Annotated in this window: 23 protein-coding genes; 20 read left to right on the forward strand and 3 right to left on the reverse strand. The window is 40.5% G+C overall.

Going from position 1 to position 22549, the window contains the following annotated elements; all coding sequences use genetic code 11:
- Positions 1-33: 33 nt before the first annotated feature.
- The 13 genes from AMD01_RS03065 to AMD01_RS03120 all read left to right on the forward strand — a co-directional run bounded on the left by AMD01_RS03065 (position 34) and on the right by AMD01_RS03120 (position 12346).
- Positions 34-630 carry a xanthine phosphoribosyltransferase gene (locus tag AMD01_RS03065; RefSeq protein ID WP_053399907.1) on the forward strand — a complete coding sequence of 199 codons (597 nt, stop codon included), beginning with the start codon at positions 34-36 and terminating at the stop codon, positions 628-630.
- Complete coding sequence (locus tag AMD01_RS03070; protein ID WP_053399908.1) at positions 627-1940, forward strand: nucleobase:cation symporter-2 family protein; 1314 nt, start codon at positions 627-629, stop codon at positions 1938-1940. Before AMD01_RS03065 ends, AMD01_RS03070 begins: the two co-directional genes overlap by 4 nt.
- A gap of 204 nt (positions 1941-2144) precedes the next feature.
- Positions 2145-2567, forward strand: a complete 423-nt coding sequence (locus AMD01_RS03075; RefSeq protein ID WP_053399909.1) for an RDD family protein — start codon at positions 2145-2147, stop codon at positions 2565-2567.
- Positions 2568-2961: 394 nt separating this feature from the next.
- Complete coding sequence (locus tag AMD01_RS03080) at positions 2962-3504, forward strand: GNAT family N-acetyltransferase (protein WP_053399910.1); 543 nt, start codon at positions 2962-2964, stop codon at positions 3502-3504.
- A 210-nt stretch (positions 3505-3714) separates the two neighbouring features.
- Entirely contained in the window at positions 3715-4806 is a 1092-nt protein-coding gene (locus tag AMD01_RS03085; RefSeq protein ID WP_053399911.1) for a type III polyketide synthase, read from the forward strand.
- The gene (locus tag AMD01_RS03090; RefSeq protein WP_053399912.1) at positions 4803-5342 is read left to right on the forward strand and encodes an isoprenylcysteine carboxyl methyltransferase family protein; all 540 of its coding nucleotides are present in this window, start codon (positions 4803-4805) and stop codon (positions 5340-5342) included. Before AMD01_RS03085 ends, AMD01_RS03090 begins: the two co-directional genes overlap by 4 nt.
- Before the next feature lie 44 nt (positions 5343-5386).
- Positions 5387-5527, forward strand: coding sequence for a hypothetical protein (locus AMD01_RS24570; protein ID WP_211263374.1), 141 nt, complete (start codon positions 5387-5389; stop codon positions 5525-5527).
- A gap of 146 nt (positions 5528-5673) precedes the next feature.
- Complete coding sequence (locus tag AMD01_RS03095) at positions 5674-9282, forward strand: dynamin family protein (RefSeq protein WP_053399913.1); 3609 nt, start codon at positions 5674-5676, stop codon at positions 9280-9282.
- Between the two features lie 17 nt (positions 9283-9299).
- On the forward strand, positions 9300-10058 hold the full coding sequence (locus tag AMD01_RS03100; protein ID WP_053399914.1) for a nucleotidyltransferase domain-containing protein: 759 nt from the start codon (positions 9300-9302) through the stop codon (positions 10056-10058).
- Between the two features lie 33 nt (positions 10059-10091).
- Positions 10092-10931, forward strand: a complete 840-nt coding sequence (locus AMD01_RS03105) for a sulfurtransferase (RefSeq protein WP_053399915.1) — start codon at positions 10092-10094, stop codon at positions 10929-10931.
- 82 nt (positions 10932-11013) lie between these two features.
- Positions 11014-11391, forward strand: a complete 378-nt coding sequence (locus AMD01_RS03110) for a hypothetical protein (protein WP_053399916.1) — start codon at positions 11014-11016, stop codon at positions 11389-11391.
- 158 nt (positions 11392-11549) lie between these two features.
- Entirely contained in the window at positions 11550-12005 is a 456-nt protein-coding gene (locus AMD01_RS03115) for a divergent PAP2 family protein (protein ID WP_053399917.1), read from the forward strand.
- A 68-nt stretch (positions 12006-12073) separates the two neighbouring features.
- Positions 12074-12346 carry a DUF6123 family protein gene (locus AMD01_RS03120; RefSeq protein WP_425415106.1) on the forward strand — a complete coding sequence of 91 codons (273 nt, stop codon included), beginning with the start codon at positions 12074-12076 and terminating at the stop codon, positions 12344-12346.
- Positions 12347-12414: 68 nt separating this feature from the next.
- Here AMD01_RS03120 and AMD01_RS03125 read toward each other — a convergent pair whose 3' ends face one another.
- Complete coding sequence (locus AMD01_RS03125; RefSeq protein WP_053399918.1) at positions 12415-12816, reverse strand: reverse transcriptase-like protein; 402 nt, start codon at positions 12814-12816, stop codon at positions 12415-12417.
- A 300-nt stretch (positions 12817-13116) separates the two neighbouring features.
- On the opposite strand from AMD01_RS03125, the gene AMD01_RS03130 reads away from it, so the two are divergent.
- Both AMD01_RS03130 and AMD01_RS03135 read left to right on the forward strand, forming a co-directional pair.
- Positions 13117-13770 (forward strand): ribonuclease H family protein, encoded by a 654-nt coding sequence (locus AMD01_RS03130; RefSeq protein WP_053399919.1) that lies wholly within the window; start codon positions 13117-13119, stop codon positions 13768-13770.
- 25 nt (positions 13771-13795) lie between these two features.
- On the forward strand, positions 13796-13987 hold the full coding sequence (locus AMD01_RS03135) for a zinc-finger domain-containing protein (RefSeq protein WP_285846507.1): 192 nt from the start codon (positions 13796-13798) through the stop codon (positions 13985-13987).
- Positions 13988-14071: 84 nt separating this feature from the next.
- On the opposite strand, the gene AMD01_RS03140 is transcribed toward AMD01_RS03135, so the two are convergent.
- Both AMD01_RS03140 and cspD read right to left on the reverse strand, forming a co-directional pair.
- Positions 14072-14344, reverse strand: coding sequence for a DUF2564 family protein (locus tag AMD01_RS03140; protein ID WP_053399920.1), 273 nt, complete (start codon positions 14342-14344; stop codon positions 14072-14074).
- A 136-nt stretch (positions 14345-14480) separates the two neighbouring features.
- Positions 14481-14681 (reverse strand): cold-shock protein CspD, encoded by a 201-nt coding sequence (cspD, locus tag AMD01_RS03145; RefSeq protein WP_041096853.1) that lies wholly within the window; start codon positions 14679-14681, stop codon positions 14481-14483.
- 288 nt (positions 14682-14969) lie between these two features.
- Between cspD and AMD01_RS03150 the strand changes: the two genes are divergently transcribed.
- The 5 genes from AMD01_RS03150 (at position 14970) to AMD01_RS03170 (ending at position 22539) form a co-directional block, all read left to right on the forward strand.
- Entirely contained in the window at positions 14970-15251 is a 282-nt protein-coding gene (locus AMD01_RS03150; protein WP_053399921.1) for a hypothetical protein, read from the forward strand.
- 158 nt (positions 15252-15409) lie between these two features.
- Positions 15410-16645 (forward strand): bacillibactin exporter BcbE, encoded by a 1236-nt coding sequence (gene bcbE / locus AMD01_RS03155; RefSeq protein WP_053399922.1) that lies wholly within the window; start codon positions 15410-15412, stop codon positions 16643-16645.
- Between the two features lie 213 nt (positions 16646-16858).
- Positions 16859-21037, forward strand: a complete 4179-nt coding sequence (locus AMD01_RS03160; protein WP_053399923.1) for a tetratricopeptide repeat protein — start codon at positions 16859-16861, stop codon at positions 21035-21037.
- Between the two features lie 99 nt (positions 21038-21136).
- Complete coding sequence (locus AMD01_RS03165) at positions 21137-21487, forward strand: DUF1033 family protein (RefSeq protein WP_053399924.1); 351 nt, start codon at positions 21137-21139, stop codon at positions 21485-21487.
- A gap of 233 nt (positions 21488-21720) precedes the next feature.
- On the forward strand, positions 21721-22539 hold the full coding sequence (locus AMD01_RS03170; protein ID WP_053399925.1) for a M55 family metallopeptidase: 819 nt from the start codon (positions 21721-21723) through the stop codon (positions 22537-22539).
- The last annotated feature ends 10 nt before the right edge of the window (positions 22540-22549 follow it).

Genomic DNA, 22549 nt, shown 5'->3' on the forward strand with positions numbered 1-22549 from the left:
TTTTTGTATGGGATGAAAGGTAAGGTGACGAAAATGGAATTACTAAAAAATAAAATCGTTGAAGAAGGAATTGTGTTGTCTGATACTGTTTTAAAAGTGGATACGTTTTTAAATCATCAAATGGATCCATTCTTAATGCAGGAGATGGGAAAAGAGTTCGCCGCTTACTTTGCGGACGCGGGTATTACAAAGGTAGTAACAATTGAATCTTCTGGAATTGCTCCAGCTATTATGGCGGCACTTCACCTTGAAGTACCAATGATTTTTGCCAGAAAGCGCAAATCGTTAACGCTTCAAGACGGGCTTTTAACAGCAAAGGTATACTCGTTTACGAAGCAAGAGGAAAACGAAATATCAATTGCCGATAAATTTATTTCAGAAGACGATACGGTCCTCATCATTGATGATTTTTTAGCAAACGGTCAGGCAGCCTTTGGATTAATGGAATTAGTGAAGCAAGCGAATGCCAAAGTGGCTGGAATTGGGATTGTCATTGAGAAAGCGTTCCAAGATGGTGGTAAGCAGCTGCGTGAGCAAGGAGTAAATGTCTACTCGCTAGCACGTGTTTCATCACTTGCAGACAATAAAGTGACATTTGCAACCGAACAAATCGAGGAGGTTGGCGTATGAACGGAAAAACGCTATCGCTAAGTTTTCAGCATGTTCTTGCGATGTACGGAGGTGCAGTTATTGTTCCCCTGATTGTGGGTGGAGCAATCGGGTTAACGTCTCTCCAGCTTACGTACCTTGTAGCCATTGATTTGATGATGTGTGGTGTCGCAACGCTTCTTCAAGTAATGAGAAACAAATTTTTCGGAATCGGACTTCCGGTTGTATTAGGCTGTACGTTCACAGCAGTGGGACCGATGATTTCAATTGGACAGTCGTACGGTGTATCTGCCATTTACGGCTCGATCATTACAGCAGGTATTTTGGTCACGATTTTTGCTAAATTCTTTGGAAAACTTGTTCGATTTTTCCCTCCTGTTGTAACGGGATCCGTTGTCACAATTATCGGGATCACACTTATTCCAGTTGCGATGAAAGACATGGCTGGTGGCGAAGGCGCAAGTGATTTTGGAAGCTTAAGCAACATCGGACTTGCGTTTGGCGTGCTTTTGTTCATCATTTTACTGTTTCGTTTTTTAAAAGGATTTGTTCGCTCCGTTGCCATTTTGATTGGGTTAGTAGGTGGAACGATTGTAGGAGCCTTTATGGGGAAGGTTGATATTACACCTGTGAAAGAGGCGTCTTGGCTTCATCTCCCTGAAGTCTTTCATTTTGGCTTTCCGACGTTTAACGTTACGGCCATTTTAACGATGGTGCTCGTTGCCATTGTAAGCTTAGTAGAATCAACAGGCGTTTATTTTGCTTTAAGTGATATATGTGAGGAAGAAATCAATGAAGATGATTTAGCAAGAGGCTATCGTGCAGAAGGCTTAGCGATTTTGTTTGGAGGTCTGTTTAATGCTTTTCCATACACGACCTACTCACAAAACGTTGGATTGCTTCAACTCTCAGGTGTAAAATCACGTAAAGTTATTGCAACAGCAGGTGGTATGCTGATTGTATTAGGCTTTTTACCGAAGCTTGCGGCGATTACTACGATTATTCCCCATCCTGTTCTTGGTGGTGCGATGGTCGCAATGTTTGGAATGGTTGTAGCGTACGGGATTAAAATGCTTAGTGAGGTCAACTTTGCCTCACAAGAAAATTTATTAATTATTGCTTGTTCTGTTGGAATGGGCTTAGGTGTAACGGTTGTTCCCGATCTATTCGCTAAGTTTCCAACGGCTCTCCAAATCCTTACGGGAAATGGAATCGTTGCTGGAAGTATCACGGCGATCGTGCTGAATTTAATTTTTAATGTTTCAGTGAGCAAAAAGAGCGAACGTGAAAAAGTTCGTGTTCTCTCATCATCGACTCAGCGTATTTCGTAAAGTACTTTCTAATTCTATATGTATGTCAGAAGCCACCTGTATCTCTTCTTGTTCAACAAGAAGAGATACAGGTGGCTCTTTTTGTATAGCCAGTTCTACGTCACATTCTCTGTAACATTTTCAACGGGATTTCTAAATGACTTGTCATAGGAATATGTTACATATATACGCTGATTTTAAACATATAAAAGGGGGACGTATAAGATGGATGTTCATAACCCAGCTGGTTTTTGGATTCGATTGGGGGCTGCTCTTTTAGACGGGCTCGTGATTGGAATTCCACTGAGCATTTTGTCATTCGTCATTACAGGAGATATTGACAATTCGTCTGGAGATGGGTGGATTAATCTCCTCAGTGCTTTATACGGAATTTTTCTACCTGTTTATTGGAGAGGGTACGTGGTAGGAAAGAGAGTATGCGGCATTCGTATTGTGAAAATAGATGGTGAAGATGTAAGAATTGGTACGATGGTCATCAGGGTATTATGTGGTGCATTTATTTATGCCATTACGTTAGGGATTGCGGCCATTGTGAGCGGGATTATGGTAGGAATTCGAGAAGATAAACGGAGCATTCATGATCTAATTGCAGGCACGTATGTAACATATAACCGACCGGGTGAATGAATGGGCAAGAAACAATCGATTCCTTTTACGCTGCTTTAAAGCGCTAGACAAAAATAAATGAGGAAAAGCCTTTACTAAAAGCTTTTTTAGTGGGGCTTTTTTTGTTGAAGAGTGCTCCATTCTTCGTTTCTTTTTGATGTTGCTTTCTGGATAGGTTCAAGTTTTCTTTGATTCATAACGGGTTCGATATCATGTTAAATTGTACAAATCGTGTAAAAATATACGATGGGAAGATAACATTTGAAATTCTGTGCAATGTATGTGAGAATAGTGCTTTCCGTCTAACATTTTAGCATGCTTATAAAGTAAGTAGATTCATGATTTATCGGATAAAAACAAGCACACGGAAAAAACTAAATATACAACATGAATGTACGTCAAAGGAGTGAAAGGGATGACCATTACAACAAAAAATCCAACTGTTACATTTGAAGCGAAAAATGGAAAACGCGTTACGATTCGTCCAGCAATTGAACGTGACGCTCAATATATAACAGAAGCAGTAAGGGAAATTATTAGCGCAGGTGAATTTATTCAAAAGGATCACCCGCGTACGCTTGAAGAAGAAATAAACTTTATTGAAAAAGTGATTGAAGAAGGTCACATGTATGTGGTCGCGGAAGTAGAAGGAGAAATTGTCGGCATTGCGCGTGTGTTACGCGGAGAAATCAAAATGAAGCGCCGCACAGGTCTTTTCCGTACGTGGCTTGTCTCGAAAGCGCAAGGAATGGGCATTGGCAAACAATTTATGGAATATACGCTTAACTGGTGCCGTGCAAACGACCTCCATAAGCTGAGTCTAACAGTGTTTGCGTCTAACCCTGTAGCTAAAACGCTTTATGAAAAAGTAGGTTTTGAAGAAGAAGGCGTATTCAAAGAACAGGCATATATCAACGGTCAGTACGTAGATGAAATTTATATGTCCGTCTTTTTTTGATTCCAGATTTTGTTGATTTAAAAAGAAGAAAGATGCGTTATAATAAAGGTGCACAACAAACATACTCCTTCAAAACATAGACTTTCCCGAAAACGGGAAAGTTTTTTTATTGTGTTCATTGCATAACCTCCGAAAAAATAACAAACGATATAACCATTAAATTCCTATAGTTTGGAAATAGAACAAGGATTTCCTTTTGAGGTGATGAAGATGTCGAAAGTTATGTCAGTTGGAACGGCGTTTCCCCAATTTTTACTCACTCAGGATCAAACCGTTGAATTTGCACAAGAACTGTTCAGTGAAAGCTTCCGAGATATTAACCGTTTATTAACGGTGTTTGCGAATGGACAAATTAAGCAGCGTCACTTCGCAAAAGGCATGTCTTGGTTTCAAAACGATCATTCTTTTGCCGAAAAAAACGATGCGTATATTGAACAGGCTGTTCAGTTAGGCAGTCAGGCCATTGTCTCTTGTTTAACAAGTCATACATATTTAATGGAAAACGTACCTTATGAAGAAATAGAGGCTATTTTTTTTATTTCCACATCGGGGCTTTCAACGCCTAGCATTGAGGCGAGAATCATGAATGAGCTGCCTTTTTCACCCCACACCAAACGTATACCCATTTGGGGATTAGGGTGTGCAGGTGGAGCTTCTGGCTTGGCACGTGCACATGAATATTGCACCGCATTTCCAACAGCGAAGGTACTTGTTTTATCCGTGGAACTTTGCAGCCTCACCTTTCAAAGAAACGACCGCTCAAAAAGTAATTTGATTGGCACCTCTCTATTTGCCGATGGCGTGGCGTGTGCGCTCGTAGTCGGGGAGGAAGTTGATACGCGTATGTGGGGGAAATTATCGACTGTACCACGTATGGTGGATACACAATCTACTCTAATGCCACACTCCGAGGATGTAATGGGGTGGGATGTGAAGGATGAGGGGCTTTACGTTGTCTTTTCAAAAGATATTCCAACCATTATAGGAAGCTGGCTCCCGGTGCAGGTTGACACCTTTTTGAGCAAGCATTCGTTGCATACGTCAGATATGAAACATTTTATTGCTCATCCTGGTGGAAAAAAAGTTCTTGATGCCTATGTCGATTCACTCGGTTTTACCGCGCATATGATTGAGCATTCAGCAAATGTTTTACAGGAACATGGAAATATGTCGTCTGCGACTGTTTTATATGTGTTGGATCGTTTTATGCAAGATGACATCAAAGAAAATGAGTACGGTTTATTAACAGCATTAGGGCCAGGCTTTAGCTCTGAGCTTGTGTTAATGAGGTGGGAAGCATGATTTTTTATCTGTTTTTAGTACTTGTTATAGTGCAGCGTCTAAGTGAGTTGGTTGTAGCGAAGCGAAATGAAAAATGGATGAAGTCTAAGGGCGCAATTGAGGCGGGAAAAGAGCACTACAAATGGCTTGTTCTATTACATGGTGGCTTTTTTCTTTGTTTAATTGGTGAGGTGGACTATTTTCAACGTGATCTTTTTTCTACATGGAAATGGTTGTTAGGAGCGTTCATTCTCACACAGCTTTTGCGAATATGGGTCATCTCGTCGCTCGGGAAGTATTGGAATACAAAAATTATCGTGTTACCACAAGCATCGATTGAAATGAAGGGTCCATATAAATACGTGAAGCACCCTAATTATATTATCGTGGCAGTCGAGTTCATTCTCATTCCGCTTCTTTTTCAAGCCTACGCAACACTCATTTTATTTACGTTGTTAAACTTATTTGTGCTCTCTATTCGCATTCCTGCTGAGGAAGAGGCACTAAAGATGCACACGAATTATGAAGATGCAGTGAATGGAATGAAAAAAATCTAAAATTCTAATTGAAAATGATTATCTTTCGTGATAACATAAAGTCAATGATAAAGATTCTCACTATCAATGAGAAGAACGGGGTGACAATGATGGTCAGTTTATTTGTAGGCGGTACGATCGTTGCGTGTACGGCGGTTATGACGTACGTATTAAAAAACATTGAAAAAGTCCAAAAAGCATCTTAATATACACGTAAATTCAAAAGGATCTAGCGGAATAGCCGTTAGATCCTTTTTCTGTTCGCACTTAATAATTTTTGTACTTTTCAGTGAAAAAGCGCACACAATCAAGTAGAATAGAACTATCATCGGGATATAAAGGGGAATACGTCATGGTAGAGACAAAAAATCAGCAACTTACAGGTCTTCTGACAGCGCTTTACGAGCGCTTTGAACAAGAGGGAGATTATGAGAACGCACAAAAAGTTCTTCAGTTATTGAGAAAGTGGATAAAAAATCAATTTGTTATGGCTTTTTGCGGCCATTTTTCAGCAGGGAAATCAAGCATGATCAATGAGCTTGTGGGGCATTCTTTATTGCCTGCAAGTCCAATTCCGACGAGTGCAAATCTCGTTTCTGTGCAAGGCGGAGAGGAGCATGCAACGATTCATTATACAAACGGAGAAGCTGTTCGCTATCCGGCTCCGTATGATTTTGAGAAGATTAAGCAATTTTGCAAACTAGGAGATGAAATTAGCGAGGTTCATCTTTCCGTATCCGGCAATTTGCTTCCAAAAGATGTGGTGGTCATGGATACACCGGGAATCGATTCAACAGATGATGCTCACCGTATCGCGACAGAATCTGCCCTACATCTAGCAGACGTTATTTTTTATGTGATGGACTATAATCATGTACAGTCTGAACTGAACTTTCAATTTACCAAACGTTTGAAAGAGCAAGGGAAACGCGTGTATTTGATTATTAACCAAATTGATAAACATCGTGATAGCGAGCTAAGCTTCCCTTCGTTTCAACATGCGGTTAGTTCCTCCTTCGCTAATTGGAATGTCTATCCTGACGGCATTTTTTATACGTCGATTAAAAAGCCGGAGTATCCGGGAAATCAGCTTGCTGACGTTAAACGTTTTATAAGCGGTGTTGTACAAGAACACCAAAACGGTGCGGAGAGTAGCATACGCGCAGCTCTTCGTACCCTCATTGATGATCATGTTCAATTCGTCGAGCGAAAGTCGGACTCGTATATTGAACAAATGACAGAAGAATTAGCAAATACGAATGAGACAGCGTTCATTATTGAACGTTTAAAAGCAATAGAAGAAACAAAAAAAAGTGGCGCAGAGCAAAAAGACGTGATGGAAAAAGTGTTTCGCACAGAGTCCAAAAAGATTATTGAGAATGCTAATATTATGACGTATCCAATCCGTGAGCTTGCGCGTGCTTTTGTTGAAAGCATGCAGCCTGGGTTTAAAGTAGGGCTTTTGTTTTCAAAGAAAAAAACAGAGCAAGAACGGATAGAGCGTTTGGATGCCTTCTACGCTTCTCTACAAGAGCAGGTAACCGCTCAGCTTGATTGGCATGTCCGACAGTACTTAACAGGATGGCTCAAGAAATTCGACATTCAAAGCGGTGACTTAAAAGACCGAGCAGAGGCCTTTTCGGTTTCTTTCTCAAAAGAAATGCTTGCACAGCTCGTTAAAACGGGAGCGGTCTTATCAGGTGATTACGTTCTTGTCTATACAAATGATGTGATGACAGAGATTCGAAAGCAAGCAGAACGTGAGAGTACAGCCTTTTTAACAGATGCGCTTGTAAAATGGTCGTCTAACGAAGAAGAACGTTTAGCGAGTGAGCGTACAGAGCTGCAGGCAAAACGAGATTATAACCGAGCAAATCAGTTGCTAGAGCAACAGCGGAAAGAGTTACGTGAAGCAGAGCAGGCGCTCGGCATCCTAATGAAAGAACATCCGAAAGTGCCATCGGATGAGCGAATTTATCAGATGATTCAAGAGCAGTTTCAGTGGGCTTCTGCCGAACAGCAGGAGCAGGTTCAATCAATTGATCTAAATGGGGAAACGTTTGAAGTGAGTGAAGCCCACATTGAGGTCAATAGGACTGAACGTACCGTCGAACAAACGATATGCGCCCTTGATCAAGCAATTGAGGTAACAGGTGTTTTAGAACAACTTTCTTCCATTCAAAAGCAAATGAAAAAGCGGAAGGAAAACCTGCAAAATCAGTCCTTTACCGTTGCTTTATTCGGTGCTTTTAGTGCCGGTAAATCGTCGTTTGCAAATGCGTTAATCGGAGAGTCTGTGCTTCCTGTATCGCCAAACCCAACGACCGCAACCATTAATAAAATCGTCCCACCAACATCTGATCACCCGCATCAAACGGTTCAGGTGACGTTAAAAACGGAAGAGGCTTTGTTAACAGAACTAAAGCTGTCGCTACGCTTTTTCCAATATGACGTCTCAACGATGGAAGAGGCGCTAAAAGCCATTGCAGAAGTGGAAAGAACGAATCCAAACGTCGATGCGAAGAAAAAGTTGCATTTATCTTTCCTTCAGGCCGTTCAAAAAGGGTATAAAGCCGTTGCTTCACACCTTGGCAGTCGTCTTCAAATTACGTTAGCTGAATTCGGTGACTATGTGGCCGAAGAATATAAAGCGTGTTTTGTCGAAATGATTGAGCTGTTTTATGACTGTGCGATCACCCAAAAAGGAATCACTCTTGTGGATACACCAGGGGCAGATTCAATTAATGCGCGACATACAGGGGTAGCGTTTAACTACATTAAGAGCGCAGATGCGGTATTGTTTGTTACATATTACAATCATGCATTCTCAAAAGCTGACCGGGAATTTTTAATTCAGCTAGGTCGTGTGAAGGATCTGTTCTCACTCGATAAAATGTTTTTCTTAATAAATGCCGCAGATCTTGCGTCTTCAAAGGAAGAATTAAATACGGTTATCCGCTATGTGCACGATCAGCTAACGCAATACGGTATTCGTTTTCCGCGTCTTTTTCCAATCTCAAGCTTAGAGGCGCTTCAAGACGAGATGAATCCTAAGTTTGTTGACTTTAAGCAACATTTTTATCATTTTATCGAAAATGAACTGCGCGAAATTGTCATGAAAGCAGCCTACGAGGACATGAAGACTGCTCATGATATGATACATGAAATAGAAGAGCTACAAACCGCTGCACAGCGAGATGAAAAAGGGTATTTGCAGCACCTTTCTCAAAAAGAAGAGCAATCGCTTCGTAACTTAGAGGGAGTGCGTCAAGAAATAAAAGAGGACGTCATTCACCAGGAAATTAAAGAGCTTTTATATTATGTGAATCAACGCGTATTCTTGCGTTATGCAGACTTCTTTAGAGAGTCCTTTAATCCAGCTACGATTAAAGAAGAGAAAGGGAAAATTAAAGAACAGCTTGCACGTAATCTACGTGAGCTGCTTGAGGCGATGTCGTTTGATACAATGCAGGAGCTTCGTGCCACGACGCTTCGGATGGAGCAATTTTTAACGAAAAAAGCGTTTGATCGACACCGCGTCTTTTTACAACAGTTAGTGAGCAGCGAGATGCCGCTTCAACCGGATGGCTTAACGATTGCATCTTTCCCAGCTTTCGAACTTTCACCGCCAATTGCGGATGACGACATACCGTTATTTGAACCATCTCTTCAATTATATAAAAACAGCAAGCGCTTTTTTGCGAAAAATGAAAAAGAGAAAATGAAAATGGCGATTCAAGAAAAAGCGGAGCCTCTGCTAAAAACGTATCTTCAACAAGAAGAACAAGTGTTTGTGAAAGATTATAGTCAAACGTGGCATACGTATAGTGATGCGTACTTTATGGAGATGCGTGAAGAGCTTGCACAGTACTTTGATGGGTTACGAAACATTGTTAGACAGCCAATTGATCAAGATCATTTGAAAAAGTGGAAGCAGGATTTGCTACAGCTTCTGCAATAGTTTGTGAAAGGACACGTATGAAAAAGACCATCATAACGAAGCTTCAACAGTTAGAAAAGGAACACGGCGTTACAATTTTATATGCATGTGAAGCAGGCAGTCGGGCATATGGCCTTCAAACAAATGAGAGCGATTATGACGTGCGCTTTATTTTTAAATACGAAACGAGCGAGTACTTGAAGCTGCGCCGACCAGCAGAAGTGCTCACACATCATGAAGGATTAGTAGAGTATCACGGGTGGGATTTATACAAAGCGATGGAGCTGTTAAATAAATCAAATCCATCTCTATATGAGTGGCTCTTTTCAAGCGAGGTGTACATCAAAAATACCTCTTTTGCTGTGACGATGCGAGAGCTTATTCAAAAAAATTACTCATTAAAATCGCTCGGGTATCATTATCTGCAGCTGCTACGTACGAACATGAAAAAACGAGTGAAAGAACCTTCGTATAAGCATACGAAGATTCTTCTTCATATCGTGAGGTCTTATTCCTATCTTCATTATATGAAGACATATAAACAGCTTCCGCCCGTAGAGTTTTCTAGAGGAATTTCAATGCTGACCTTAAATAAGGAACAGCAAGAAGCGGTGAATGAACTACAAAGCTGTAAAAAAACAGGTCAACCAGTTCGTCAGTCAACGTATGAATGCTTACATGAACGAATCCATTCCCAAATGGAGAATCTACAGAGGATTGTAGAGGAGCTTCCAGAAGGAAAACGTATGCGTAGTGACATTGATCTACTCTTATTAAAGCAGCACAAATTAATGTAAAAGTCGGGGATTTCCCTAAAAGGAGTGGTAAAGATGCATTCTTTTATTTTAGAGCCAAGTGAAGTTAAATCTGCTTTATCAGATCCATCTGTGCGCGTAGTGGACTGTCGTTTTGATTTAGGAAATCGTTCAACGGGGGCTCATGTTTACAAGGAAGCGCATATTCCTGGCGCTGTGTATGCACATTTGGAGGAGGTGTTATCTTCTCCTGTTCTTGAGCATGGTGGGAGACATCCACTTCCTAGTGTGGACAATTTCGTATCGTATTTAGAAGCGCAAGGAATTACAAATGATACGAAGGTTATTGCGTATGATGATCAAGGTGGAGCGATGGCCTCAAGGTTTTTCTGGCTTATGAAATATGTGGGGAATCAGGAGACGTATATTTTAAATGGAGGATTTCAAGCTTGGAAAGAAGCGGGATATGACGTAACAAAAGACGTTACATCGTATCCAAAAGCATCCTACACACCAATGGTTCAGCATGACATGAAAGTGGATATGGAACAGCTGAAAAATAAGCTATTGACGGAAGACGTACTCGTTATTGATTCACGTGAGGAAAAGCGTTACAAAGGGCTAGAAGAGCCAATTGATGCAAAAGCAGGCCATATTCCAGGAGCACAGAATAAGTTTTGGAAAGGCATTTTGAAAAGTGAGCAACGCTGGGCAAGCGCTGAAGAATTGCGGGCGCACTTTTCGGATATCGACCGAACGAAAGAAATCATTGTCTACTGCGGATCAGGTGTGACCGCTTGTCCGAATATCGTTGCACTTTTAGAAGCGGGGTTTACGAACGTGAAGCTTTATCCCGGTAGCTGGAGCGATTGGATTACATATGAAGGAAACCTAATTGATACCGACCTTAGCTAATTTTACAAAACATACTTATCGCCTCTTAACTCATACTAACAATGTACTCAAAAAAGAGTGCAAGTTGAAGGAGGAGATTGCGATGGGTAGAACAAAAAAAGCAAATGCAAATGCACAAAGTAAAAACAATGAAAAATTGAATCAGTACAAAAATGAATTTGCATCTGAACACAGCGCACACAATCCCCAACAGCTAGAAAATAAAAAGAACCAATACAATCAAGAATTTGGTTCAGAAGCTCACGTCTCAAAGGCGAAAAAAGCGTCAAAGGCAAAGGGAAAAACGCAGTACCAATATACGCAGGAATTTGGTTCTGCTTTTGACACCAATCAAGTGAGCAGCAAACAAGCATCAAAGCAGCAAAGCGGTAGCAAGTACGGTCAAGAATTTGGTACGTATGCGGATGTTGAAGCTGCGAAATTAAATAATCAAATGCAAAAGAAGAAGAAAAAACGCTAACATCGTCTTACTCGCTTCTTTTGTTCCAACGATGGCTCTAGCATATGCTAGAGCCATCGTTATATCTAGGCTTTTGTGAGCGAATCGAAGCACGTAGTGGGGGTGTAAAAGCACTTGTTCGTGTTGAAAAAGATACAGACTAGAAAGAGGTGAGGATAGTGAACAATGGAATACTAATTGGACTATCATCCATTACCATCGCTCAGTTATTAAAAATACCGATAAAAAAGCAGCAAACCGGTAAATGGATTTGGTCAGAAGCAATTGCTACAGGAGGAATGCCTAGCTCACACTCAGCAGGTGTTGCTTCACTTGCGACTTACACTGCGCTCAAAAAAGGTGTATCGTCCATTGAGTTTGCGTTAGCAACGATTTTTGGTTCAATTGTTATGTATGATGCACAAGGAATCAGAAGGCAAACGGGGGAGATTACGATCAAAGTAAATACCCTTGATGAGGAAATTGAGCGACTAGCGGGAGAGCCAGATCACGGTGTTCATGACCTAACAGAGCAACGATTAAAGGAAATGCTCGGCCATCAGCCAGCAGAAGTATTGGCAGGCGCTTTGCTTGGCATTGGAATTGGTGCACTCGGTTACTTTTTAGAGGATTAGTCGTAGCCAAATGTCGAAATATGCGCTAAGATAAAGAAGGAATGCTCAAAAAAGGATGGGTCGACACGGTGAAAGCGATACGAACAATTGAGGAGTATCTTCTTTATCTTGAAGAAAAAGGCTTTCATTTAAGGGAAGACGCTAGAGGCTTTATTGCATTTGGTCAGCAGTATGCAGGAGCTTCTGAAGAGGTTGTCATCTATGCGATTGAGTGGACGCTTAAAATGCAAAGAGAATTTGACGGCAGCTTTTTTATGTCTCTCGTTGAAAGCTTAACAGCAGAAAAGATTCAAACACGTAGACAGGCAACAATGTTTTTCGAGCAAAAAGGTATGATATGAATCTGAGCTATTGAATGGTTCAGTAAAGTAGGGAGCCCACTTTTTTTGAGTGGGCTTTTCAATGATGTTTACTCTGATACTTCTTTGCTTTTTTGTACAGCTAAGCGTGCGAGTTCATCTGCTACGGAGTTTTGGCTGCTCGGAATCCACTTCATAAAAAATAGATCAAATTCTTTTGACAAAGTTAAAGCTCGCTCAAGAAAGGGTTTAAAAGTAGCATTTTTTACGTATTCCTTCTCGATGGCTCGGTCTACAAGCTGTGAATCCGTTCGAAATGATACTGTCCGATATCCTTCTTCTAAACAAATTTCTAGCGCCTTCACAAGCGCATGATATTCCGCCTCGTGATTCGACATAATTCCAAGGGGAATCGAAAATTTCTTAGCTCCCCCGTCTCCCTTAATGAAGATGCCAATTCCGGATGGTCCAGGGTTACCGGCGCTAGCACCATCAATGTATACTTCAATCATTTTTGTTCCTCCTCTAAATTACCTTGTTACCATTATACAAAATGAACAGGAAAAACGCAGGAAACAAAGAATATATTATCAATCCCTGATCGATGGTGAGACAAGATCGGTTAAAGTACTGAAAAAAACGTATAATAAGTGTCATAGCAATTGTTGCTTCTACGTATATTTCAAAAAACTTGCTTGAAGATTTAACTAGTGGTAAGATAATGCAACATGTGACAAAGAGCGAAGATGAGCGTGCTAGACATGACGTATTGCAACAGCGAGTAATTCATTTGAACAAATGGAGGAAACGAGATGCAATTTCAAATTATTTGGCACTACCAGCCTCCAAAGGGAAAGAGTTGTTCTTTTACTTCGGAATGGCTAGAAGCAAATGCTGCTCTACTGTTAGCTGCCGATCTTGAGCGAACCGGAAGAGTGAAAGAGATTCAATTTGTGGATGAGCAGCAGCAAAGCTGGACGTTGAAAGAAGCTAAAAAACTTTTAAAAGAAGTCGAAACAGAGCCGCATGATATTATCGCGTATTTTGACGGTGGATATAATAAGACAGAGAAGCTTGCAGGATTGGGAATTGTGGTTTACTACAAGAAAAATGGCAAGCATTTTCGCATTCGACAAAACGAATTGCTTCAGGAAATTACATCAAATAACGAAGCAGAGTATGTAGCCTTTTTGTATGTTGTCGATCAATTGGAGCTTTTAGGTGCTCATCACTTAAAAGTCGTTTTTCGCGGAGATTCGCAGGTCGTACTTAATCAGCTTTCAGGGGAATGGCCGTGCTTTGAGGACCAATTCAACCGCTATTTAGATCGAATCGAAGAAAAACTACAAAAACTCGGGATTTCCCCTATTTATGAAGCCATTTCGCGCAAGCAAAATCAAGAAGCAGATCAATTGGCTACACAGGCACTTCAAGGAATTGATATTTCCAGTCATGCAGAACGTTAAACTTTTTATGAGAATAATGCAGGAGATGAACAAGGTGAATCGAAAACAACTATTGCAAGAAGTAACAGAACTCCTCGATTATTACTGCGAGGATTGCTTCGTGAAAAAAACGTTTAATAAAGAAAAAGGAAAAAACTATGCGCAGTCATTTTGCATTAATCAATGTACAATCGGCGAAAAGATTAAAGAATATGGTGAAATGCTCGTTAAAAAATGAACAGGCTGAAAAAGACCGATTTCTCGCTTTCAACAGTAGATCATGTGTTGAGTAAAGCAGAAGCGGTCTTTTTCAGTTTAAGGCTTATTGTTTAGCTTGTGTTAACTGTGTTTCACATTGCGATAATAGCTGCTCACATTGCTGAAGAAATTCTGTATCGACACCTGTTGCTTGATTTTGCGCAGCGGTAAGTTGTTGCTTTGCTTGGCTAAGCGCTTCAGTTGCCGATTGCAATTGTTCTTCATCCATGCTCATTGTTGCAGCGCCAATCATTTTTTGAGCTGATTTGATTGATACTTGGGCCTGCTGTAATTCATTATAGCCCGTTGTCACGTCTTGATTTGGAAGTCTGTCCATTTTTCCACCTCCTATCTTTTAGAGTGGTTTTCTTTTTGGAATCTATACGCGGATGTGTGGAGTAAAATAAAAAAGAAGCCCACTATAAATAGTGAGCTTCCTATATGTGTGTATCGTTAATCATACGATTTTGTGATTAAAGTTTTACTACGTTAGCAGCTTGAGGGCCACGGTTTCCTTCAACGATTTCAAAAGAAACTTCTTGACCTTCTTCTAAAGATTTGTAACCGTCACCTTCGATAGCTGTGAAGTGAACGAATACATCGTCTCCGCCTTCAACTTCGATAAAACCAAAACCTTTTTCATTGTTGAACCATTTTACTTTACCGTTTTGCATAATACTTAATCCTCCTATTACCTTGTAGACAAACGCTACTGGAAACTTTTTAATCACTTACTAAATAAAAAAGGAAATTCAGCAAATCTCCACATATATTTTGGTAAATGATTGTCTTAAATATACAATAACGGTCAATAGTAGTCAAGATACCTTCCGCATTTATATATTAAATATTAAAAATAATGAGTTAAGTAAGCGCTTTATTAGAGATGTGATACTTACGCTTTTCCATCTTTTATAGTAAAATAAGAAGAAAATGATGAGATCCATAAGGGGCTGTTCATAATGTATCGAACTTCGATTAATGATCAAGAAATTATTGTGCTCTTTTCGTCACCGTATGTTTCCTTATCACCTGACACCACGAAGCATGTGTATGAGCGGGTGTTGTCACTAGGTGAAAAACTGTTGCAATTTCAGGATGGACAAAGCTTTACCATTGGTGATCCTAAAGGTTTGATCGTAGCGCAAGTGAAGAAGCGAGATTTAACAACCGTTTATGTTGAACACGTTATTACCAAACAATTTATGTATAATGAGCAAGGAGAAAGTAACCAAATAATGTGAGAAGAACCTAAGATGATCCCGTCTTAGGTTTTTTTGTTTGAAAACAATTTGATGAAGAAAAGGAATAGTAGAAGGACGACTGCACAAACTAACAGCAGGGCTTTTGACAGAAAAAAGTAAGGAAAAGAAACGAACGTTTCTGTGAGGCGGAGGATCATATGGAAGAAAAGAAAACTCTTGATTTGTTTGCGCTAGCATCTGTTCCGCTGATCATGACACTTGGAAATTCTATGCTTATCCCAGTATTACCTGTTATTGAAAAGACGCTTAATATTAGCTCTTTTCAAGTGTCTATGATTATTACGGTGTATTCAATTGTCGCAATCCTGCTTATTCCGATCGCAGGCTATTTATCGGATCGATTTGGTCGAAAAAAAGTAATCATTCCAAGTTTATTGTTGGCTGCAATCGGAGGCGCCATAACAGGATTTGCTTCTTGGAAAATGGAGAACCCGTATCTTTTTATTTTAGTTGGGCGCGTGATTCAAGGCATTGGATCCGCAGGTGCTATGCCCGTTGTTATTCCCTGTGTAGGGGACTTGTTCAAAAATGAAGATGAAGTGACAAAAGGGTTAGGACTTATCGAAACGGCCAATACGTTTGGGAAAGTTTTAAGTCCTATTTTAGGCGCTTTTCTAGCTTCATTTATTTGGTTCCTTCCTTTTTGGTTTATTCCTCTCTTATGTGCGATTTCGATTGTACTTGTGTTATTTTTCGTCAAAACACCGAAGAAAAAAGATCAAGAAGTACAGGAGTTTGCCGAATTCGCTCGCAATGTAAAAGCGACGTTGAAAAAAAATCTTCGCTGGCTTCTTGCTATCTTCCTATTAGGTGGCATCATCATGTTTGTCCTTTTTGGCATTTTATTTTACTTATCGACAATATTAGAGGAGCGTCATGGAATTTATGGTACGAAAAAAGGACTCGTCATGGCGATCCCGCTTTTAGCTTTATCAATTTCGTCTTTTGTAGCAGGGAAAAAGCTAGGGGAAAACAAACAAGTGATGAAATGGACGATTTTTGTTGGTTTTCTTTTATTAGCTGGAGCATTTATCTTCCTATTTTTCAATATGTCCCTCGTATTCCTTTTATCTGCTTTAGTAGTAGGAGGAATTGGAATTGGAGCTGCATTGCCTAGCTTGGACGCTCTTATAACAGAAGGAATTGAGAAAGAGGAGAGAGGAACCATTACGTCTCTTTACAGTTCCATGCGGTTTGTGGGTGTTGCAGCTGGTCCACCTGTATATGCGCTTCTCATCAAAATGTCAGATCAAGCTGTATTCCATACGTCTATATATAGTAGCCTAGTTGGTGTTATTGTTGTATGGTTTGCTGTAAAACCTGGAAAGGAAACGAAAAAGGTTGCGCCAAAAGTGAAAAAAGCACCTGTTTGAGTAGTGAATAATTTACCGATAAAATCCATGTCGTGAAGACATGGATTTTTTTGTGAAATAAAATCAGAATCGCCGAGTTGGATTACCTTTATTTTTATGTGGAAAGTTTTGTGTTTTTTGTCTATGATAGAGGTCAGCTACTTTGTGGCAAAGACTTCTTTGAAAAGAGGGAGTCTCGTGAAAATGACGTTACAGGAAAGATAGAGGTGGAGAATGGATATAGTTAAAATTCGTACGTGGATCAAGGAGAATAGATTTTCCCCTGCGCTGCAGGAAATATATGAAGAAATTCGATCCATACAGAAACAAAATTCAGTCTCATTTTTAAAACAGCGACTATCATCACTTCAATCAGTAGATGATTTTTACTATATATTACGATTGCTTGACCAAGGTCATATGTATCATTACACAGGATTCGTTGCCAGATACGCCCATCGACGCTTTGATACGATTCGGACGCTTATATGGGTATGTGACGAATGGATTGATGAGGGAAAAGCATTAGATGCTATGGAAACTCTTGAAGAAGCGCTTGAAACAAAAGCCTACTCTTCATCTGATGAAGAAAGAGCACGTTTTACGATCGTTCGTGCACTTCTTGAAATGCGTCGGTATGACGAGGCGCTGCTTCTTATGCAAGTAATCGAGAAAGAGAAAACGGGCCCTGTCTTTGATAAATGGGGTTATTTTTATTTACAGCTCGGAGAAGTAGACAAAGCAGAAGCCGCGTTAAAACAAGGGATGGATGAACGTACAAGAGGATATATGTGCAGGCTTTTACTAATTGATTTAAAGGCCGCAGCAGGAAACGAGGAAGAAGCACTGCAACTTGCGGAAGAAGGAGAGCACCTTTTTCCTGATATCCCGTCTTTCTCTTTAGAGCGAGTGAGAAGGTTAAGAGGAGCAAAGCGATTTGCTGATCTTCCTAAAGCCATTGAGCGAGTCGAGGAACTTCTTCCTTTTCACGTTTATAAGGGATATGTCGCACATTTACGAGTAGAGGCCCTGTACCGCTTAAATAAAATCGAGGAAGCCCGCCAGTTTTTATCACAAACAAAACGTTTGCAAAAATCTCCGTATAGAAGGTTGACAACTCATCCAATAGGCAACTCACATATTTTACCTATCAAACCAGTCGTTCAACAGCATAACTATTGTGTACCTGCTAGTATGGAAATGATGCTCACGCTGTTTGGTGTTCGCAAATCTCAGGTGGAAATTGCGTCTGCGATCTTTGATGTCACAGGATCTAAGCTTTCGACGACGGCTGCTTATTTGCGTTCGTTAGGGTTTTCCACACGCTTTTTTGTTGGATCTGTGGATCGTTTGAAAAAGTTGCTCGATATGAACGTGCCGGTATTAATTTCGATTGATATGGAGCACACGGCACACGTTCAGGTTGTGTTCGGCTATGACGATACCCTTGCTGTACTATACGTGCAAGATCCGAATAGCTTAGAGCCAAACTTAGTGTCTTACGAAGAGTTTCAAGGAACATATGCCAATACGTATTATATGTGTTTGGCGTTTACTCCGAGTGATAGCGAATCGCTCGACGCTCTGCCACAAAGTGAGAACGTGTATTTCGAACAAATGTATGAGTTTGCTGAAAAAATGGAGGAGGATGCGAGCAAGCATCTCCAACAATTTGTTGCTTTTTTACAGAATCATCCCGACACCCTCTATACACCTTTGTACGTAGTGAAGCATTTTCATTTACCGGAAAAGAAGGAGTTTATTCTAGAGTGTGCGGAGCGCTTAAAGGAAAGTGCGAGTCATCACAAAGATATTCAGCTACAAATCGCCTACAGCCTCGTACAGTTAAATGAGCTAGAAGAGGCCAACAATTGGCTAACGAAAGTAACAAAGAAACGACAAAGCCCGATGTACAACTATTTAAAAGGGCGCATTGCTTTTCAGTATGATCGGTATGATGAGGCCATTCAGTACTTCAGACGTTCTTTAGAAGGAGATTGGGATCAGCCATACGTTTGGAGTTATATGGCGCTAAGTTCGCTCTATGAAGAAGAGGGAGAAAGAGCACTTCATTACTCTGAAATTGCCGTTGTGACGGGACATGAGGAAGTATTTGTACATATGAACCATGCCCTCATTTTGCGGGAACAAGAACGTGTGGAAGAAGCCCGCATGATGCTTGATCAGCTCATTCGACATCATAAAACCGATTCTTATCTTTGGTATGAACGTGCAAAATGCGATGAGATCCTTGGAAAGAATGCAAAAGCCATTCGTGGATATTGCACAGCAAAAGCGCTTGATAGAACGATTGTTCCGATTTATGAGTCCCTAGTAGAGCTATACGAACAGACCGGGAAAATGGAGCTTGTCGAGCCCCTTTTAACAGAAGGAATTCGAAACGTGGTTGAACCTGACGCTCTTTATTTAAAATTCGGTGATTTTTATCATGATCAAGAACAATATGAGAACGCATTGGAAATGTATCAAGGATGCTTAGAGCGAAATTCAGAGGAAGTGTTCGCTCACATCGGAACCGCACACGTATGGATTCGTCAACAGCAGTATGATCAAGCCTTTGTGTATTTACAATCACTAGAGAGTCAATTCTCAGACAGAAGCGACTTTTTAATTAACGCTGGTCAGCTACTGTTTGCAGAGGGAGTGGAGTCGAAGAAGGATCATTCAGCACTGATGCGTGCGCTGGATTTATTCGAGGCAGGTCTTATTCACATGACGTATAAGGAAGAAACCGCGCTAGAGCTGTATGTCCAGGCGCTTGATAAAACTATGTTTCTTCAGCGTGGATACGAATTTGTCGGAAAGCTAAAAGAAATGAAAAATGGAAGCGACATGTATGATTATTATCAAGCCTTTTTTGCTGAAAAAATGGGGAATGTACAAGAGGCCATTTCGACATATGAGCGGATTTTTGAACAAGTACCCAAAGCGCTGTCTAGACTTGGGGAACTATATAAGGAATTAGGCGCTTTAAACAAAGCAAAAAGTTATTATGAACGGAGCATACAAGTAGAGGAAGCAAGTGTTGAGGACTACTTGTCCCTAGCAGAAATCGCATTCTTTGAAGAAGATAAGAAAGCAGAGCGCTACTACTTGCTACAAGCTTTTGATCAAAATCCAATGGATGTCAATATGGCAGCACTTGCCGCTTTGTCCACGACTAATGAGGATTATGAACAGCTCCTACATTTGTTGCAAAACCTTCAAGGAAAGGTTTTGGAGGAATGGCGCTTAGATAGTTTGGCTTATGTTTATGAGGCTGTTGGAAAAGACGAGCATGCAATAGAAAGTCTGAGGAGCGCGTTGGAGATAAATGAAAATCATCTAGAGCTTCAAAAGCATTACGCAGCTCATCTCTTGCAGACGAATCCAACGGAGACCTTGAAACGAATGAGGCGTTTGATTCAACAAAATCATCATCGTGAGGACTTTTATTCTCTATTGGTCATGGCTGCTGACCGTTTAAATGAGACAATGGAGATTCCAAAATGGCTAAAGGACATGTCTTTTACGAACGAAGAACGAAGCTTAGTCAATGTGTATATGGCGATGTCTGTCGGAGAAAATGAAGAAGCTGCTGAACAAAGGAAAGGGTCCTTTTTCACTCGTGCTTTCTCTAAAATTAAGGGGAAATCCCGGCAGTTTATGAGGATTGGGCTACAAATCGATTTATATGAAAAAGCGATGAAGCTAAATCCAGATAACGAGCTCGCGTATGAGCAGCTAGCACATTTATATGAGAAAGTGGAGCTCATAAAGGATGCCGCAAAAGCATTGAAAAAAGGGTTGAATCATTCATTTAGCCTATCACTAGCTGATCAGCTTCTTATTCTGCATTTAACATATTCACAGGAGTTAGATCCTCATGAAGCGATTCCCTTTGCTGAGCAAATGATGCAGGAAGCACCAGACGAAGAAGAAATTTGGGTGAAAAAAGCCTTTTTATTAGAACTGATGTCCTATGATCAAGAAGCCGAGCAGTTATTCCTGCGTGCAATCGAGAAAAATCCTTATACTCGAAACGTACATCAGGGACTTGGCGCACTCTATCATAAAATGGGGCGATATACAGATGCGGTTCGAGTATTAGAAGAGGGAACAAACATTCATTCTTCACTTGCGCTACAAAACGAGTTAAGTCGAGCTTATTATGCCACTCATCAAGTGGACAAAGCGCTCGTATTAACAGAGAACGTATTGCGTGAAGAGGATTCATTTCTAGAAGCAAGGTACAATCAGGCATGTTATTTAGCAAAGCTACATCGTTACGAAGAGGCGAATGAGCAGCTGAAACGTGTCCTAAAAGAAGATGAGAGTGGCTTTTTTAAGGAGCAGGCGCTTATAGACGAAGATCTAGAGCCGCTTCGATTACAGGGGTTGTTAAAAGCATAAAAGGTTCCTCTTTTTTCCACTTATAGGTATATTCTTTGGGTAATAGGAAGAAAACGTATATACTAGATGTAAGGGGTCAAGTTAAAAGAGGTGTTTAAGATGGAAAAAGGCTGGACGATTTATGTAGCAAAAGAAGATTGTGAGCCTTGGTATTTTTTAAGCGATTGGCAAGATCAAATTACAAGTGAGCTTTCCTTTGATGAAAAAGAAGCCGCTCTTGCCCGCTACGTAGAGCTTGTAAATGAGTACAAAGCACAATATCCGGAATCAAAGCATAAGAACTATTCTCTATATAGCTTTTGGAATAAGGATGAAGAAGTCTATTGCGAGGCTTGTGAGGACTATTTGCAGGTCTTCCACAGTATTCGCCTGCAGCATGACGGGGAACTATATGATGTTCAAGGTGATGATCAGGCTCTTCAGTACATCATGCAATCAGTAAAAAACTAATCGGTTAAAAAACCAACCAAAAAGACGAAGTTCGAACAATTTGTTCGGGCTTCGTCTTTTTTAAAGGGATTTCATTCTTTGAAAGAAGTCCAATTTACGCAAAAAATGAAGAATTCGTCAATAACCAATATTTTTTTTATTTTCTGACATCTAATTGCAATCTCGAATCATATGATCTATAATTTTAAGAAAATTTAAAAAAGTATAAAAGAAAAAATCAGGGGGACAGCAGAATGAAATTGTACGTTTCTGTCGACATGGAAGGGATTACAGGACTTGTTGATGCATCGCACGTCGATTCTTCTAGACACAATTATGAACGTGGGCGACTGATTATGACGAATGAAACCAATGCCGTCGTAAATACCGCCTTTGCGTCTGGATGCGAGGAAGTGGTGGTGAATGACAGTCATTCCAAAATGAACAACTTGCTTATTGAACATCTACACCCAGATACGCAGTTAATTACGGGTGATGTAAAGCCATTTTCCATGGTTCAAGGATTAGATGACAGCTTTAAAGGAGCAATGTTTCTTGGCTATCACGCTCGTGCTTCCGTTCCAGGAGTAATGACACATAGCATGATTTTTGGCGTTCGCCGTATGTACATAAATGAGGTTGAAGTAGGAGAATTAGGATTCAATGCATACGTAGCAGGTTACTACGGAGTACCTGTTTTACTCGTTGCAGGTGATGATCAAGCGGCCGCTGAAGCAGAGGCGCTTATCCCGAATGTAACGACAGCGGTAGTCAAAGAAGCGATTTCGCGTTCGGCGTCCAAGAGCTTAACACCCGCAAAAGCGGCAGAGCTGCTAAAGGCGAAGACAGAAGAAGCGCTAAAAAAAGAAGTGAAACCACTCGTTCCGCCTGAAAAACCAGTTCTTCGAATTGAATTTGCCAATTATGGACAAGCCGAATGGGCTCACTTAATGCCTAAAACAGAAATTGAAAAAGGAACAACGATTGTACGTTACGAAGCTGATAACATACTAGAAGCTTATCAAGCGATGCTCGTCATGACTGAGCTTGCAATGCGAACAACATTCTGTTAAGAAAGTGTGA

Origin of the sequence: Priestia koreensis, assembly GCF_001274935.1 — a bacterium.
Taxonomy (GTDB): domain Bacteria; phylum Bacillota; class Bacilli; order Bacillales; family Bacillaceae_H; genus Bacillus_AG; species Bacillus_AG koreensis.